The organism is Pseudomonas lurida (assembly GCF_002563895.1).
Taxonomy (GTDB): domain Bacteria; phylum Pseudomonadota; class Gammaproteobacteria; order Pseudomonadales; family Pseudomonadaceae; genus Aquipseudomonas; species Aquipseudomonas lurida.
On record NZ_PDJB01000001.1, the window covers coordinates 2,607,725 to 2,622,038 of the forward strand.

Here is a 14,314-nt window from a genome sequence, read left to right on the forward strand (position 1 = left end):
CCAGCTCCCACAGGAAGGTGTATTTGAATGTCAGAACCGAGTTTGTACCGCCACCTCAAAGGTGCGTGGCGAGCCCAGGTAATACGCCGGCGATACGTGAGCAAACTCGGCATACACCTCATTCGTCAAGTTGCGCACCCGGCCCGTCACCGAGGTGTGCGAGTCCACCTTGTAGCGCAGGAACGTCCCGAACAGCGTGTAGGCCGGCACCGTCTGGGTGTTGGCATTGTCCGCATACACCTCGGCCACATACCGCGCATCGACCCCACCTTGCCAGTCCTCGGCGAAATCATACGTCAGCCACAGGTTGCCCACTCGCTTGGGCACGTTGGTCGGTGTATTGCCCTTGCGCGAGACCACCGCGCCACTGGCGATTTTCTCATTGAAGTCTTCGTATTCGGCGTCGACCCAGGCGAAGTTACCTTCTGCCAACAGCCTTGGCGTGATGCGCAACGAACTGGCCAACTCGATACCCCTGGATGACTGCGCGCCGACCGGGATGCTGTTGGTCGGGTCTTGCGGGTCAGTGACGGCAAAGTCCTTGCGCTCGATCTTGTAGGCGGCAACGGTGGCGGAGCCACGGCCGTCCAGGTAATCAAACTTGCTGCCCACTTCCCACTGTTTGCCCGTCGAGACATCAAACACTTGCGTAGTGGTATTCGGTTGCTCGGCGGCGGTGCTGTACTGCACATACACATTGGCCGACGGGATGAACTGATAGGTCAGGCCCACGCGGCCGGTCACCGGTTCCCAGCTGCGCTTGAAGTGGCGTGGGTTGGTGGCCGTGACGACGCGGTGGTTGGTCACGTCCAGGTCGATGGCGTCATACCGCAGGCCGGTGAGCAGCGAGAGTTTATCCGTGAGGCCCAGGCGGTTTTCCACGAACAAGGCCTTGGTGGTGACTTCGCTGGTCTTGTCCTTGCTGAAGCTTTCCCGGGTTCGAGGGATGTCGTAGAAGTGCCCGGGGTCGAAGTTGCCTGGATCCACCGTGCTGTTGCCTGGCACATTCAGCGGGGTGTTGGTGGTGCTGTTGACCTTGTATTCGAAACCGCCGGACCAGGTGGTCGACAGGCCAAAGAGGCTGTCGTCATGGCGCAGCTCGAACTGGTTGCCGTTCTGCTCGCCCTGATGGCGCACTTGGTAGGCCGTCGAGCGGTTCACTGCGCTGTTGTCGGCGTTGTATTGGTAGGTTTCCAGGTTGCGGTAATCGCGCTGGCTGTCGAGGTGGTAGAGGGTGTTTTTCAGCGTGGTGCTGTCGTTGATTCGGTAATCAATGATCGAGCGCGCCCAGATCGTCCGTTGCTCGTAGCGGCCGTCGGCGACGTTGTAGTTGTTGAAGCGGTTGTGCTTGTCGATCTTCAGTTCGCCCGCCTTGGGGTTGAGCACCGGCGTGCCCCAGTAGGGACTGTCTTCATGCTCGTCCTGGTACTCCAGCGCCAGGGTGTGGGACAGGTTCGGGGTAAGGTCACTGAGCAGGGAAAACGCCAGGCTCCACGCCTCGCGCTGGTCGCGGTCGATGTAGCTGTGGTTGGTGTTGCGGCTTACATCCAGGCGTGCGTAATGCTGCACGTCGGCGCCAGGTTCAGTCAGGGCATGATTGACACCGAAGGCCATGCCAGCGGTGTCATAGCTGCCATAGGTGAGTTGGCCTTCGGCAGCCTGTTCCTCGCGGGTGGCCAGCTTGGTCACGTAGTTGAGCGAACCGCCCACTGAACCTGCACCGTTGATCAGCGAGGAGGGTCCGCCCACCAATTCCACCCGGTCATAGATCCATGCATCCACTGGCCGAGCCAGGCCAGTGGCGACGTTGATACCGTTGAACATCTGGGTGATCTGGCTGCTCGTAAAGCCACGGTAGGAGACAAACCCGCCAAACCCTGGCGGTGCGCTGGCGTTGACCCCGGGCAGGGTATTGGCCGCATCGCGGAAGGTCTTGGCACCGTGGCGCTCGATGTCATTGCGATTGGCGATGGCCACCGACGCGGGGGTTTCCCGCACGCTCAGGCCCAATCGCGACGCCATGCCGCTGGATTGGTCCAGGGTCAGGCCGGGTTCGTCCGCTTGGTCGCCATCAATGGTTGTCGGGGCTAACTCAAGGGCCCAGGCGCAGACCGGCAGGCAGACGAACGCGCCCGCCAACAGGGGTAGATGTTTCATGGTTGAATCCTGAAAAACTTGGCTTGAAAACAACGCACAGCCGCCCGTACTTCCTTGCGGAAACGGTGCTCAGTGCAGATCGGAAAGCGCAGGGATCAGGCGAAGGCAGGCGGAGCGCGCGGGTGCGCCGTGGGCCAGGTGAAGCGGGCAGGGATGTCGGCAGCCAGGACAATGGCGGGTGGTGGGGCGTGGGGTTGCGGCAACACCGCCACATTCAGGCTGGAACTCAGCGCCGGGCCCATGCCACCCGTGGAACAAAGCGGGCAACCAAATGCCTTGGACAGCGTGGGCAGGTTCTCTTCAGTGGAATTGGACGGCTTGGGCGCCTGGGTGCGCGGGTCCACCGTACAAAACTGACCACCGATGCCATTGAGCTGCATGCCGACCATCTGCCCATGTCCGATACTGCAGGCGAACACATTGAACAGGACGCAGCTGTAGAGCATCCAGGCAATGAGCGAGCGGTCGGCGCGGGCAAGTTTCATGGGGCGGCACTTTACCATCAGCCGCCGACGAAATGCCTGCAAAAAATCTCAGGGCGACTATCCTGATTCGCACCTTTTCAGGGAGAGCCAGCCATGAGCTTCGTTGTCGCACGATGGATTGTCGGCGTTTTTACCTGCATCAGCATGGTCCACCTGTATTGGGCCGCCGGCGGCAAACTCGGCAGCCTTGCTGCCATCCCCCAACTGCCCGGCGAATTCGCCAGCGGCCCAAGGCCCGCGTTCAAACCCTCCGCGCTGGGGACCTTCCTCGTGGCAATGGGGCTGGTTGCCATAGCGCTGCTGGTGTGCCTGCGGGCCGGGTTGTACTTCTCGGCAGTGTCCCATGGGGCGTTGCAATGGGGAATCAGCGCGATTGCCGTGCTGATGTTTGCCAGGGCGATTGGGGATTCGGAATTGGTGGGGTTCTTCAAGAAGGTAGGTGGGTCGAGATTTGCGAGGTTGGATACGTATTTTTATTCGCCGTTGTGTCTGGTGTTGGGGGTGGGGTTGTTGGTGGTGGCGTGGGGGTGAGGGCTGATTGCTCGTTAAGCAGGGCATTCATTATCAAAGGTTGAATGCAGTACCGTGCAATCCCTAGGTTACGTCATCGTTGACAGTGCATCGCTGCGAAATCTTCTTGGAATGACATAGCCCCTTTACCCTACCCAAGGGTCGCTCGAATAACGCCGTTACTTTCATACGGGGCTTAAATATTTCGAGATCAGCATTTCTAAAAGAGGGATTTGCACCGTGCTAGCGTTGCCCGTCTGGGGCGATTTTTCTGTCGGGGAGCATGTGTCTGCGCTGGGACATCTCTTTTGCAAGAAGGTTATATCAATTATTTCGATCGTTACAATTGCGAAGTTCTCGTTTTGGTTGGGGTGGTCTTAGTCACTGCCCGCATAACTGAATGAGGTAAAAGTTTTAAAGGGTTTATTATTCAACAAGCCATGTAGTCCGTAAGAGAAGCTATCATTCTTACGCTCGGCGTTGGTTTCGGTCGAATGGCTTTTGTATATCGTAATGGTCGGCTAGATTTAAAGTTGGTTCAGCTCGTAGAAGCTTTCCACGTCGGTTTCGTATGGGCAGTAGCTTGCAAAGCAGATCGCCGTCGCTCGAACAGTGAGTAATGGGACTTCTTCCTCTATTGTTTCATAGATTGCTATTGCCTGAGCTTTCTCAATATTGGTTGATGCGAGATTTGATGGCGTTAGTAGTGGTGTCGTTATTCATTGTGCTCTAAGAGCTATTCAAGGAGGATGGTAATAGGATCACGGGTTTTCCGTTTCCTTCAAATGTGAAGTGCGGGCCATTTTTCTTATGGGGCACACATTGATATGTGTGGAGTTGGCGTGGGTGGCCATTGAGCTGCAGGTGCCTGGGTCCTAGGCTCTACTTTTCAATGGTATCTCGCGGGCAGGGACTAAATATATGTTGGGTGTAAGATGACTCTGGTTGCTCGCACGTCGACGTAACCGGATTCATGAGTGATTGGTCCATCGAGTTCAATAAGGAGTATTGAATCACCAAGTTTTAACACGGCGCAGTCCTCGTCCGTCACTTCAATCAATTCAGCTGTTATGTGATAAGTGCCGTTTACATGGGTGATCTGTGAAGTCGTATCGAAGGATGGCGTAACGTTTATCCCCCAAGAAAAAATTTCATCCAAGTCGAGCTCTACATCCTGATCATCACCGATGTTGGGAGGGACCCCTAGCCACGAAGCGGTGCCACTTCCGATGGATGAGCGAAAGCTGACTAATAAAGTGTCTGCAGTGGATATTACGTCGGTAATTCGTATTTTCATTTCACTTCTTCGGTAGTGGAACTCTAACGACGGTGTTGTCCACATTCATGGTGTTGGTTTTAAGCTCAAGAGTCCAAGTCTCCTCATGATAGTGATGTCTGCTTGGTTTGCCGTTCATTTCGTGCGAGCCGTAACGGATGCTTCTTTTAGCGTCACTAGAGACTATCCTGTCACGATCGGGTGTTCCGGTTCGTGGGTTGGTGTTGGTGTGAGGACCTAGCCCTAGGAATTCATCCCACTTTCGCACGGTTTCTTGGGGTTTGACGGATTTATTGGCGTAGGTTTCGATGTGATATCCCATTTTAGGCGGGATATTTGAGGGCATTGGGAGGAATGGCTCCCCATCATTGGCGTTTGCCTTCGTTCCTAAATCTTCTGCATCGCTAGTCGGCTTGCACTTGTCGCCACCTGGACAGGGGCTCAATCCTAGCGGATCAACCCATCCCGTAGGATTGGGCACGTACTGGTAAGCATTGATCCCACCCGCCAACTTCACCGGGTCCGGCGTCAGGTAGCGACCAACATCCGGATTGTAGTAGCGATGGCGGTTGTAGTGCCGCCCGCTTTCTTGATCGAAATACTGGCCCTGGAAGCGCAGCGGGTTGTCGATTTTCCCGATGTCGAGGCGGGTGATTTCGCCGTAAGCACGGTAATGCGCAGACCAGACGATCTCGCCATTCGGAGCGGTGAGTTCCTGTGGGGTGCCGAGGTGGTCGAGTTGGTAGTGGTAGGCCTTGGTGTCCTTTGGACCGAAGCCTTCCAGCAGCGCCAGTTGGCGGAAGGTGTTGGGTTCATCTGCTTAGCCGGATGATTATGGAGCTTTCGAAGCGGTGATAGGCGTGGGGGGCTCATTCAGTGCGTTTGGGGGAGCCCTCATTCTGCCGAGTGAGCGTTTTGTCGTGGTGGGCAGGCTTTTGTGGCGAGTAGGCTTGCCCTGTGCAGCAGCCCAAGAACTGGCAGTGCTGATTACCTGAAAATCCCCATCGGTCAGACTGGGGCCAATGCGCGGCCCAGTGCTGGGCAAGCCTGTTCGCCACAGGGGAGGGGCGGTGTTGCCTTGGATAGCGGTGTTGGTGTTACCAAGTTGACTGATCTTCTAGGCTGGCCTTTTGGAGGTCGTCTTTCCAACTTATCTGAGCGAGTTGATGGACATCCTCTAAGAAGCCTTTAGGGTTTTCAAGTTTGTACCATTCTTCTCGAGGCCATGATGTGGCCTCATCTTCATTTATATCGAATAAGCCTTGGAAGTCATAACTCTCATCGTTCAGACTATTTTCCAGGGCCTTAATCAAAGCGTATTTGTGCCTGTAAGAAAGGTAGCTTAAATTCAAGGCGTGAGTTTTTATGAGAAACGCTCGATCGGTTTTATTGTTTGGGTCGTATTTTTCCAGTTCTAGACCCAGCCCCTGCTCTCGATCATATACATCAAATACACTAATAAACCATTTTAGGCTAGGGTCAAATGGCTCATTTAAGAATGGGTTTTTCAACATTATCTTTTCTCGACTGGATAAGCAGTGAATGGTCTGGGCCCATCTTTTTTATCAAATTTCACTTCGAACCAATTTAGATTTTCATTAAGGGCTGGGCTGTCAATGTCTTTTTTGTTAGGGCGATAGCCTCGTCCTGCTCCGGGTAATTCCAGTTTGAATATGGGAATTTTACTCTGGTCCATCCCGTTGAATGGAGCTAGTCCAAGCGCTTCGCGTGGAGTGTGGCGCCGCGGGTTTATCTGCTTAGCCGGATGATTATGGAGCTTTCGAAGTGGTGATTTTTCGCTGATGGACACCCTTTTGTGGTGAGCAGGGTTGCCCTGCTTTGGGCTGCACAGCAGCCCCAAAACAGATAAATGCTGCTTTACCTGAAAAAACTCACTGCCTGCACTTGGGCCGCTTCGCGGCCCAACGAAGGGCAAGCCTGCTCGCCACAGCGTGAGAAATCAGTGAGGAGTCATATGAAAAAGACTTAGTTGAATTTTTCATAGTCTTGAGCACGCAGTGATGCTAACCATTGTTTGAAAAATTCAACCTGTTCTTGTGGGTTACTTGTAAGGTTTTCTTCTTCATAGTCGAACAAGTGGACGATATTTTCGTTAGTTGCTTGCTTACCTAGAGTCATTTCGTATGCTACAAGGCCTGAACTCATTTGAGATGCCATTCTTGAAGGTTTAACGTTTCGCTTTGCACCTTTGCATAGGAAGGTGATATGGGGGAAGTCTGCCCTGATTTTTGCAAGGCACATATACATGTCTATACCTTCGTAAATCGTTTTAAAGTTATCAGCTTCTGAAAATACCATAATTAATTTTGCGATGTCATATTTAACAGTTACTTCTGTTTTTTTATTGTCAATAATTGCAGGTATTTTTTGCGTTTTCATTTTATTTCCTGTTTGGATTTGGAATCGAATAGCCTACATAACTTCCATCAGCTTTGACCGGTGTAGCCCCTATGATATCTTCTGGATTTACTTTGTGGTGAATAGCAAATTCTTTTTCTTTGGGGTATGGCGTCTGGTTGCCTAGCTCTAGGTTTATGTCATGACCCTCAATGCTCTTAAGCGTATACAAGTAACCCTTTTTATCTCCATAGCTAGTTGCAAAGGTAATTCCCACTGCGCGGAGAGGCGATGTACTAATAAAGTTACTTGGTGGGTCAGCACTGTCAACAGCGTGTAAATATAGATCCTCACTATCGCCTTTGCTTTTGAAGCCGTTTTTAAATACCTCGTTCGGAGGTGTTTTGTCTCCCCGAAAAAGATATTCCTCATCTCTATTTGAAATCGGAGGGTCGGGTTCTGATTTTTTAATTGATGCTTGTGCTGAAGGTTCTTGAAAACCAGATGAGGGTTTGCATCCCTTTTCATCTGGACATCCATTTAAGCCCAGCGGATCAACCCATCCCGTAGGATTAGGCACGTACTGGTAAGCATTGATCCCACCCGCCAACTTCACCGGGTCCGGCGTCAGGTAACGACCAACATCCGGATTGTAGTAGCGATGGCGGTTGTAGTGCAGCCCGCTTTCTTGATCGAAATACTGGCCCTGGAAGCGCAGAGGGTTGTCGATTTTCCCGATGTCGAGACGGCTGATTTCGCCGTAAGCACGGTAATGCGCAGACCAGACGATCTCGCCATTCGGAGCGGTGAGTTCCTGCGGGGTGCCAAGGTGGTCGAGTTGGTAGTGGTAGGCCTTGGTTTCCTTTGGGCCGAAGCCTTCCAGCAGCGCCAGCGGGCGGAAGGTGTTGGGTTCGTAGAGGTAGCTGCGGTGGCGGTTCGCGTGGTGTTCGGCGATGAGTGTGTCGCCTCGCCAGAAGAACTCGGTCGTAATGCCATCGACGGTTTTGCTGATTCGCCGCCCAAACGGGTCGTAGCGGTAGCTGGCGGTTTGGCCGTTGGGCGTCTTAATGCCAATCAGGCGATGCTGGCAGTCGTAGTGGTATTCGGTGACGAGTTGATGGCCTTTGCCGCGGCGTTCGCGGATCAGGTTGCCGTAGGCGTCGTAGTCGTAATGGTGGTCACCCTGGATCATCAGGCGATTGCCGGCGACGATATCGGGGCCGGGGCGGTTTTGCATGAGCAGGTTGCCGGCCGGGTCATGGCCGAAGCGTTCTTGCTCGTCTTGGGTGTGGTCGGCGCGGGTGAGGCGGCTGAGTGGGTCGTAGTGGTAGCGGTGTTCGCCTTTGCGGGTGTCGAGCAGGCGGGTGAGGTTGCTGGATTTGTCGTAGTCGTAATGACGGCGGTATAGCGGGCCTTCGGCGTCGTTGATGCTCTGGCTGAGCAGGCGTCCCTGGTGGTCGTGTTGGTAGTGGCTGAGCAGTTGACCTTGTTGGCGTTGCTGTTCGCGACCGGCAGTAAAGAGGTGCGAGGTGAGTACTGCGCCGTTCAGTTCGACGGTGGCGAGGTGACCGCCTTTGGCGTGGTTGAAGGTGAGACGGTTGTTGTCCGGCAGGCGTAGTGTGTGAAGGTGGCCGCAAGCGTCGTAGCCGTAGCGCAGGGTGCCCCAGCCTTGGTGTTCGGCGGTGAGGCGGTTTTGGACGTCGTATTCATAGGTCAGGGCCCAGTGGCCGTCGTCGACGCTTAGGAGATTGCCCTGGCGATCGTAGGCATAGTCGACGGCACCACCATCAGGCAGGGTTTTTCTTACGAGTCGACTGGCATGGTCGCGCTCATAGCGAGTGACCAGCCGACTACCGTCATCACCGTGTTCAGTCTTTTCCTGCAGGTTGCCGTTGAGGTCGTAGACGTAAGCCGTACGCTGGCCGTCAAACCCGGTTTCCTGCTGGATCAGGCCATTGCTGTGGTACTGAAGCCGGTAGGTCTCGCCGACCTCGTTTTCGATCTCGGTCAGTAGCAGCCGAACGTTGTCGTAGCGGTACTTGACCTGGCTGCCATCGGCGTTGATGCGGCGGCTGATCAGGTGCAGGCCGTCGGCGTATTCGTAGCGGGTGACGTTCCCCAGTTCATCGCGTTCGGAAGTGATTTTTCCGTAAGCGTTGTAGCTGTATTCCCTGCACGCACCGCCCGGTAGCACCACGCGGATCAACCGACCCACGCTGTCCCACTGATGTTGGGTCAGCGCACCATGCTCATCCTCACGCGCAACTTGTCGTCCGAGATCGTCATAGCGATAGCGCTTGATTCCACCATTGGGCAACTGCTCCTCAAGCAACTGCCCACGTTCATTCCACACCAGGCGCTGACAACTGTGATCCGGGTACCAAACGCCAACCAGCTGCCCATATTGGTTGTAGCTGTAGTCAGTAGCGTTGCCGTCAGGATCGGTCCTACGCGTAACATCGCCCTGGTCATTCCGCTCGTATTTCCAGACTGCTTCACCACGCCGCACAACCCGTACGAATCCGTTGTCATGCTCGTAGGTCGTCGGCTCGTCATCTCCCGGAAACAACGCCACCAGGCGTCCCGCTTCGTCGTATTGATACGCCGTGATCGCACCGAGAGGATCCTGCTCAACCGTCAGCCGGCCTTTGTCATCGTAGGACTTGAAGTGCTCGGCCCCCTCCGGATCCACCCGCTGCACCAGCCGCGCCCGCTGGTCATGCACGTAGACTTCCTGGCTGCCGTCGGCGTTAAACACCGTGACCTGCCCGTTGTCATCCCAGGCATACCGCGTGTCCATCTGCGAGAAACTCGCCCAATGCCGGACACACCGCGCCGCCTTGCCAGCCCGTTCCCACTCCCAATAGAAACTCGCCCCACCGGCCAATCCACGCTCAAGAATCACGTGCTGAGCGTCGTACCGATAAACCTCGCTTTCACCGACCGCATTGGTTGCCGAAATCAGTCGCCCAGCGTCGTCATAGGCGTAGGAAACGACGGTCTGCTCCGTCACCCATTCAAAAGGCTCAAGGTCTTTGGCCCGATGAATCTGGTAGTCCACCGCCACGATCCGGCTCGAGGCATAGCGCAAAAACAGCGAACGCCCCACGCCGTTATCCAGGCGCTCAATGCGCCCCAGAACATCCCGGCAAATGCGCAGCCGGTTGTCATACGCATCGCTGATCGCCGTCAGCACACCGTCGCGAAAGTGGTAGAAACGTGACGACTGAGCCAGCACCAGTTCATCAGGCAGCGACCCCAAGTAGACCGCTGCTTCGGCCAGGCTATTGGTGATTGCAGGCCGAGAAACCGTGGGCAAGGGCAGGGTGGTCGAGCGGTTTTCGTGATCGGTCCACACCACTGAGTCGCCGGAAACATTCAGCCGATGCGCCAGCGAGTGACTCCAGCCAAACCCCAACCCGCAGTCCACTTCCACTGCACTGGTGCGGTACAAGCGTGTCCACTCAAACGGCAGAATCCCGTCCAGCGTCCCATCGGTCAGGGTCAGCAGTTCCTCGCCCGTGACCATCGACACCGGGCAACCGTTCGTGGCGGTTTTTTCCGAAGACGCAGCGGCATCCCCATTGGGATTGCGAGCAGTAGACGGCACGTCATCCACGTGCTCTTTCTGCTTCAGCACCGCGTTCTGCCGCGCCTTCCAGCGCATTTGCATCGTGCCTTGCCTGAGCCCGCCAACCACGCCGCGAACCGCGACCGCCTTGTAGCGATCCACCGCCTGCATGAACGTCGTCAGAATCGCCAAAAGGCCCCTGACAAATCCCACCGCCACATCAAGAATCCGTGATCCGTACTTGACCAACCGCAAGCTCAAATACGCCACACCCGCTGCTGGCAAGGCGATGGTCAACACCGCGCCAATCACCAGGTCAATCAGCAGCGATACCATGAACCCAGCCGCCACTTCGGCAATTTCGTCGGGGGGCAATGCGTCCAGCCAGATCATCGCTGTGCGCAGCAACAGGTACAGCGCGGCTTCATCACTGGCGAGTAACATCGCCTGTTCCATGACCTTGGGTGCAGCGGTGGCGATTTGCGCCAATTCGGCGGCTGCGGCGCCCAACTGCTCGACGTAGTTCAGCGGGGCTTCAAGAATCGCCTGGACCTGCTTGATGCTGTCCCACACTTCGCGAATCGCCGCCCAGCTGCCTGCCAATACGCCGCTGCCAATCGCGCTGGCGGTTGACCGCTCCCAGTGCGGTTTAAAGCCAGACCACTGTGCCCGGAGCCACTGCTCCAAGTCCCCCATCAGTCCGGCGTAAGAGGCAAACAAAGCCTCGACCTGTTCCTCGGACACTTCGCCCTGCACCCGCACCTGATAGCGCCTGCCTGCCGCGCAGTGGTGGGAACCCTGACCCCGTTCATCCAGCATCACCACAGTGGAAATGCCGTCATCCAGGTCGATGACCTCCACCGGGATATTGCCAATCGGCACGTCGTACACCGACTCGAACAGGCTTTCGATCTTCAGTTCACCGCCCATCGGGCACTGGGTCACGGTCGCAAAGTCAGCATCTGAAATGCTTGCCGAACGCTGCGAATCCCCGGCCCGCAACACCCGGTCCATCCCCAGCAACGACGGCATGTCCAGCCCATGGCTGACCGAATCCAGCGCACGCGAATACCACGCAGCCATCTGCTGGCGATACATCACCAGGCTTTGATGAAAGCCATCCAGTTCATGGTCGATCAGGGCAATGTGGGCAGCGTGGGTCATCCGTGACGTCTCGACAAAGGGCAAGGCGTCGGAGCATGCCGCAGCAAAAGGCGTCTGGATGAACGGATAAAAAATTCAGAAAAGACCGACTACGCAGGTGGAAAAACCGCGAGAAGCCCACCCGATGGGCTACACAAAAAACCGACAAACCTGATTGCGGCATTGCTTCTCAAATAAAAATCGCTCGCATCCTTGCCCGATTTCCCGACATGGCCGTCATGGTTAATAGAACCTCCATTACGCAGGATTTCCCATGTCGCGCCTTGCTCGTCCCTTGCATCCACTGGCCTTGTCAGTGGCGATGGCTTTTGCCGCCGTGCCGTTACTGACCGTCCAGTCGTCCTTCGCCGAAGAGAGCAGCAGCGCGGAGCGTCGCTTCTCGATTCCTGCCGGCGACTTGAGCCAGGCACTCAATAGCTTGGCCGAGCAGGCGGGCCTGGTACTGGCCTTCGATGCAGGCTTGACGCGGGGCAAGCGCAGCAAGGGGCTGAGCGGGCAATACGACACCGATGTGGCGTTGAACCAATTGCTCGCCGGCAGTGGCCTGCAAGCCCTGAAGATCGCCGGTGACCGTTACCGCTTGGAAGCCATCCCGGATAACGGCGGCGCCATGGAGCTGCAGGCCACCACTATCAGTGGCGCGTACCAGGCTGAAAGCCCGAACGGGCCAGTGTCCGGTTATGTGGCGACGCGCAGCTTGTCGGGCACCAAGACCGATACCGCGCTGATCGAAACCCCGCAGTCGATTTCCATCGTCACCAAAGACCAGATGCGCGCGCAAAACGCCGAGAGCCTCAACCAGATCCTGCGCTACAGCGCCGCCGTCATCCCGGAAACCCGTGGCGCCACCGCGTCGCGCCTGGACCAACTGACTATCCGTGGTTTCGCCCCGGCGACTTACCTTGATGGCCTGCGCATGCCATCGAGCCGTGATGCCTTGCCGCAGAAAGACGCTTTCGACCTGGAGCGCGTAGAAGTGCTGCGTGGCCCGGCCTCGGTGTTGTACGGCCAGGGCACGCCGAGTGGTGTGATCAACATGGTCAGCAAGCGCCCGCTGGACACCCCGTTTCATGAAGTGGGTGTGGAATACGGCACCTTCAACAAGAAGCGCACCACCTTCGACTTGAGCGGCCCGCTGGATGATCAGGGTGTGTACGCCTACCGTGTGGCCGGGCTTATCGACGATGCCGATGGCCAGGTGGAACACACCGAGACGCGCCGTCAGTCGCTGTCCAGTGCCTTCACCTGGCGCCCGGACGATGCCACCTCGCTGACCCTGCTGGGCCATTTCCAGAAGGACCCCAAGGGCGCGTCCTACGGCTCGGTGCCGGCCTGGGGCTCTGTACTGCACAGCCCGACCGGGCGCAGCATCGATGTGGATTTCTACGATGGTGAAAAGAACTTCGAGAAAAGCGACCGCGAGTACTACTCCATCGGCTGGGCGTTCGAGCACCACTTCGATGACGTATGGACCGTACGCCAGAATGCGCGGTACCTGCGCAGCGAAGGCCAGTATCGCAGCCTCTATAACAACTACTTGCTGACGGATTACCGCACCATCCGCCGCTCGACCATCGCCAGCGATGTCGACATGGATGCCTACACCCTCGACAACCAGTTGCAGGCCAAATTCGAGACAGGCCCGTTGCAGCACACCTTGTTGATGGGGCTCGACTACCAGAACAACAGCACCGACACCCAGTCCGGTTCAGGCGTGTACACCGCAGGCCCGACCCTGGATATCTTCGATCCGGTCTATGGCGCGGCGGTCCCGGTGCCGGCCTACACCACCGACGGCACATCGCGCAGCGAGCAGACCGGCGTGTACCTGCAGGAACAGATGAAGTGGGACAAGTGGGTGTTGCTGCTGGGTGGCCGTTATGACTGGGCCAGCACCGATAACAGTACCCAGACCATCAGCAGCGGCGCCAAGAGCAAGTCGTCCTTGGACAGCAAGGCGTTTACCGGGCGTATCGGCCTGGTCTACCTCTTCGATAATGGCCTGGCGCCGTATGCCAGCTACGCGGAGTCGTTCAACCCGCAATCGGGTACCGGCTACGGCGGCTCGGTGTTCAAGCCGACCGAAGGCAAGCAGTATGAAGTCGGCATCAAGTACCAGCCGCCGGGTAGCAACAGTTTTATCACCGCCGCGATCTTCGACCTGCGCCAGACCAACGTGCTGACCACCGACCCGGATCCCACCCACCTGTGTGGCACCGGGCGCTGCCAGAGCCAGGACGGCGAAGTGCAATCGCGTGGCTTTGAGCTGGAAGGCAAGGCCAGCCTCAACGATAACCTGGACATCACCGCAGCCTACGCGTACCTGGACAATCGCATCAGCAAGTCCAACAACACCGTGCGTTATGCACCCATCAGCGATATTGGCGCAGGCCCGGCCATCGCCGCCAAAGGCACCACCACCTATGGGGTTCCGCGCCACACGGCCTCGGCCTGGGCTGACTACACCTTCCACGACGGTCACCTCAAGGGCTTCGGCGCCGGTGCAGGCGCGCGTTATGTCGGGTCTTCCTGGGGCGATACCGCCAACACGCTGAAGGTCCCGGGCTACACCTTGTTCGATGCCGCCGTGCACTATGACATCCCGAACATCACCAGCCTGAAGGACAACCTGCGCCTGGCGCTCAACGCCACCAACCTTGCGAACAAAGAGTATGTCGCGTCCTGCTACTCCTATTCGTGGTGCTGGTATGGCTCGCAACGCACCGTGCAGGCGAGTGCGACCTACCAATGGTGAGGTGAAAAAAAGCTACGGCCTCGCTGGCTGGGGGGCCG

The 14,314-nt window shown here is 56.8% G+C and carries 8 protein-coding genes and 1 pseudogene; 2 read left to right on the forward strand and 7 right to left on the reverse strand.

Annotated elements, in window-relative coordinates; genetic code table 11:
* Positions 1-30: 30 nt before the first annotated feature.
* Together ATH90_RS11765 and ATH90_RS11770 are read right to left on the reverse strand one after the other, a co-directional pair.
* Positions 31-2,157 (reverse strand): TonB-dependent receptor, encoded by a 2,127-nt coding sequence (locus ATH90_RS11765; protein WP_098466331.1) that lies wholly within the window; start codon positions 2,155-2,157, stop codon positions 31-33.
* A gap of 95 nt (positions 2,158-2,252) precedes the next feature.
* Positions 2,253-2,642, reverse strand: a complete 390-nt coding sequence (locus ATH90_RS11770; protein WP_034104433.1) for a DUF2946 domain-containing protein — start codon at positions 2,640-2,642, stop codon at positions 2,253-2,255.
* Between the two features lie 93 nt (positions 2,643-2,735).
* Here ATH90_RS11770 and ATH90_RS11775 point away from each other — a divergent pair, with 93 nt between their 5' ends.
* Positions 2,736-3,173, forward strand: coding sequence for a DUF3995 domain-containing protein (locus ATH90_RS11775; protein WP_034104435.1), 438 nt, complete (start codon positions 2,736-2,738; stop codon positions 3,171-3,173).
* An 892-nt stretch (positions 3,174-4,065) separates the two neighbouring features.
* On the opposite strand, the gene ATH90_RS11780 is transcribed toward ATH90_RS11775, so the two are convergent.
* The 5 genes and pseudogenes from ATH90_RS11780 to ATH90_RS11800 all read right to left on the reverse strand — a co-directional run bounded on the left by ATH90_RS11780 (position 4,066) and on the right by ATH90_RS11800 (position 11,521).
* Positions 4,066-4,449 (reverse strand): hypothetical protein, encoded by a 384-nt coding sequence (locus ATH90_RS11780; RefSeq protein ID WP_098466332.1) that lies wholly within the window; start codon positions 4,447-4,449, stop codon positions 4,066-4,068.
* A gap of 325 nt (positions 4,450-4,774) precedes the next feature.
* A pseudogene (locus tag ATH90_RS29545) lies at positions 4,775-5,242 on the reverse strand (RHS repeat domain-containing protein); the annotation flags it as partial.
* A 283-nt stretch (positions 5,243-5,525) separates the two neighbouring features.
* Positions 5,526-5,942 (reverse strand): hypothetical protein, encoded by a 417-nt coding sequence (locus ATH90_RS11790; RefSeq protein WP_189655647.1) that lies wholly within the window; start codon positions 5,940-5,942, stop codon positions 5,526-5,528.
* Between the two features lie 472 nt (positions 5,943-6,414).
* Positions 6,415-6,828 carry a hypothetical protein gene (locus ATH90_RS11795; RefSeq protein ID WP_098466334.1) on the reverse strand — a complete coding sequence of 138 codons (414 nt, stop codon included), beginning with the start codon at positions 6,826-6,828 and terminating at the stop codon, positions 6,415-6,417.
* A gap of 1 nt (position 6,829) precedes the next feature.
* Complete coding sequence (locus tag ATH90_RS11800) at positions 6,830-11,521, reverse strand: RHS repeat-associated core domain-containing protein (RefSeq protein ID WP_098466335.1); 4,692 nt, start codon at positions 11,519-11,521, stop codon at positions 6,830-6,832.
* 253 nt (positions 11,522-11,774) lie between these two features.
* Between ATH90_RS11800 and ATH90_RS11805 the strand changes: the two genes are divergently transcribed.
* On the forward strand, positions 11,775-14,276 hold the full coding sequence (locus ATH90_RS11805; RefSeq protein WP_098466336.1) for a TonB-dependent siderophore receptor: 2,502 nt from the start codon (positions 11,775-11,777) through the stop codon (positions 14,274-14,276).
* Positions 14,277-14,314 lie beyond the last annotated feature (38 nt).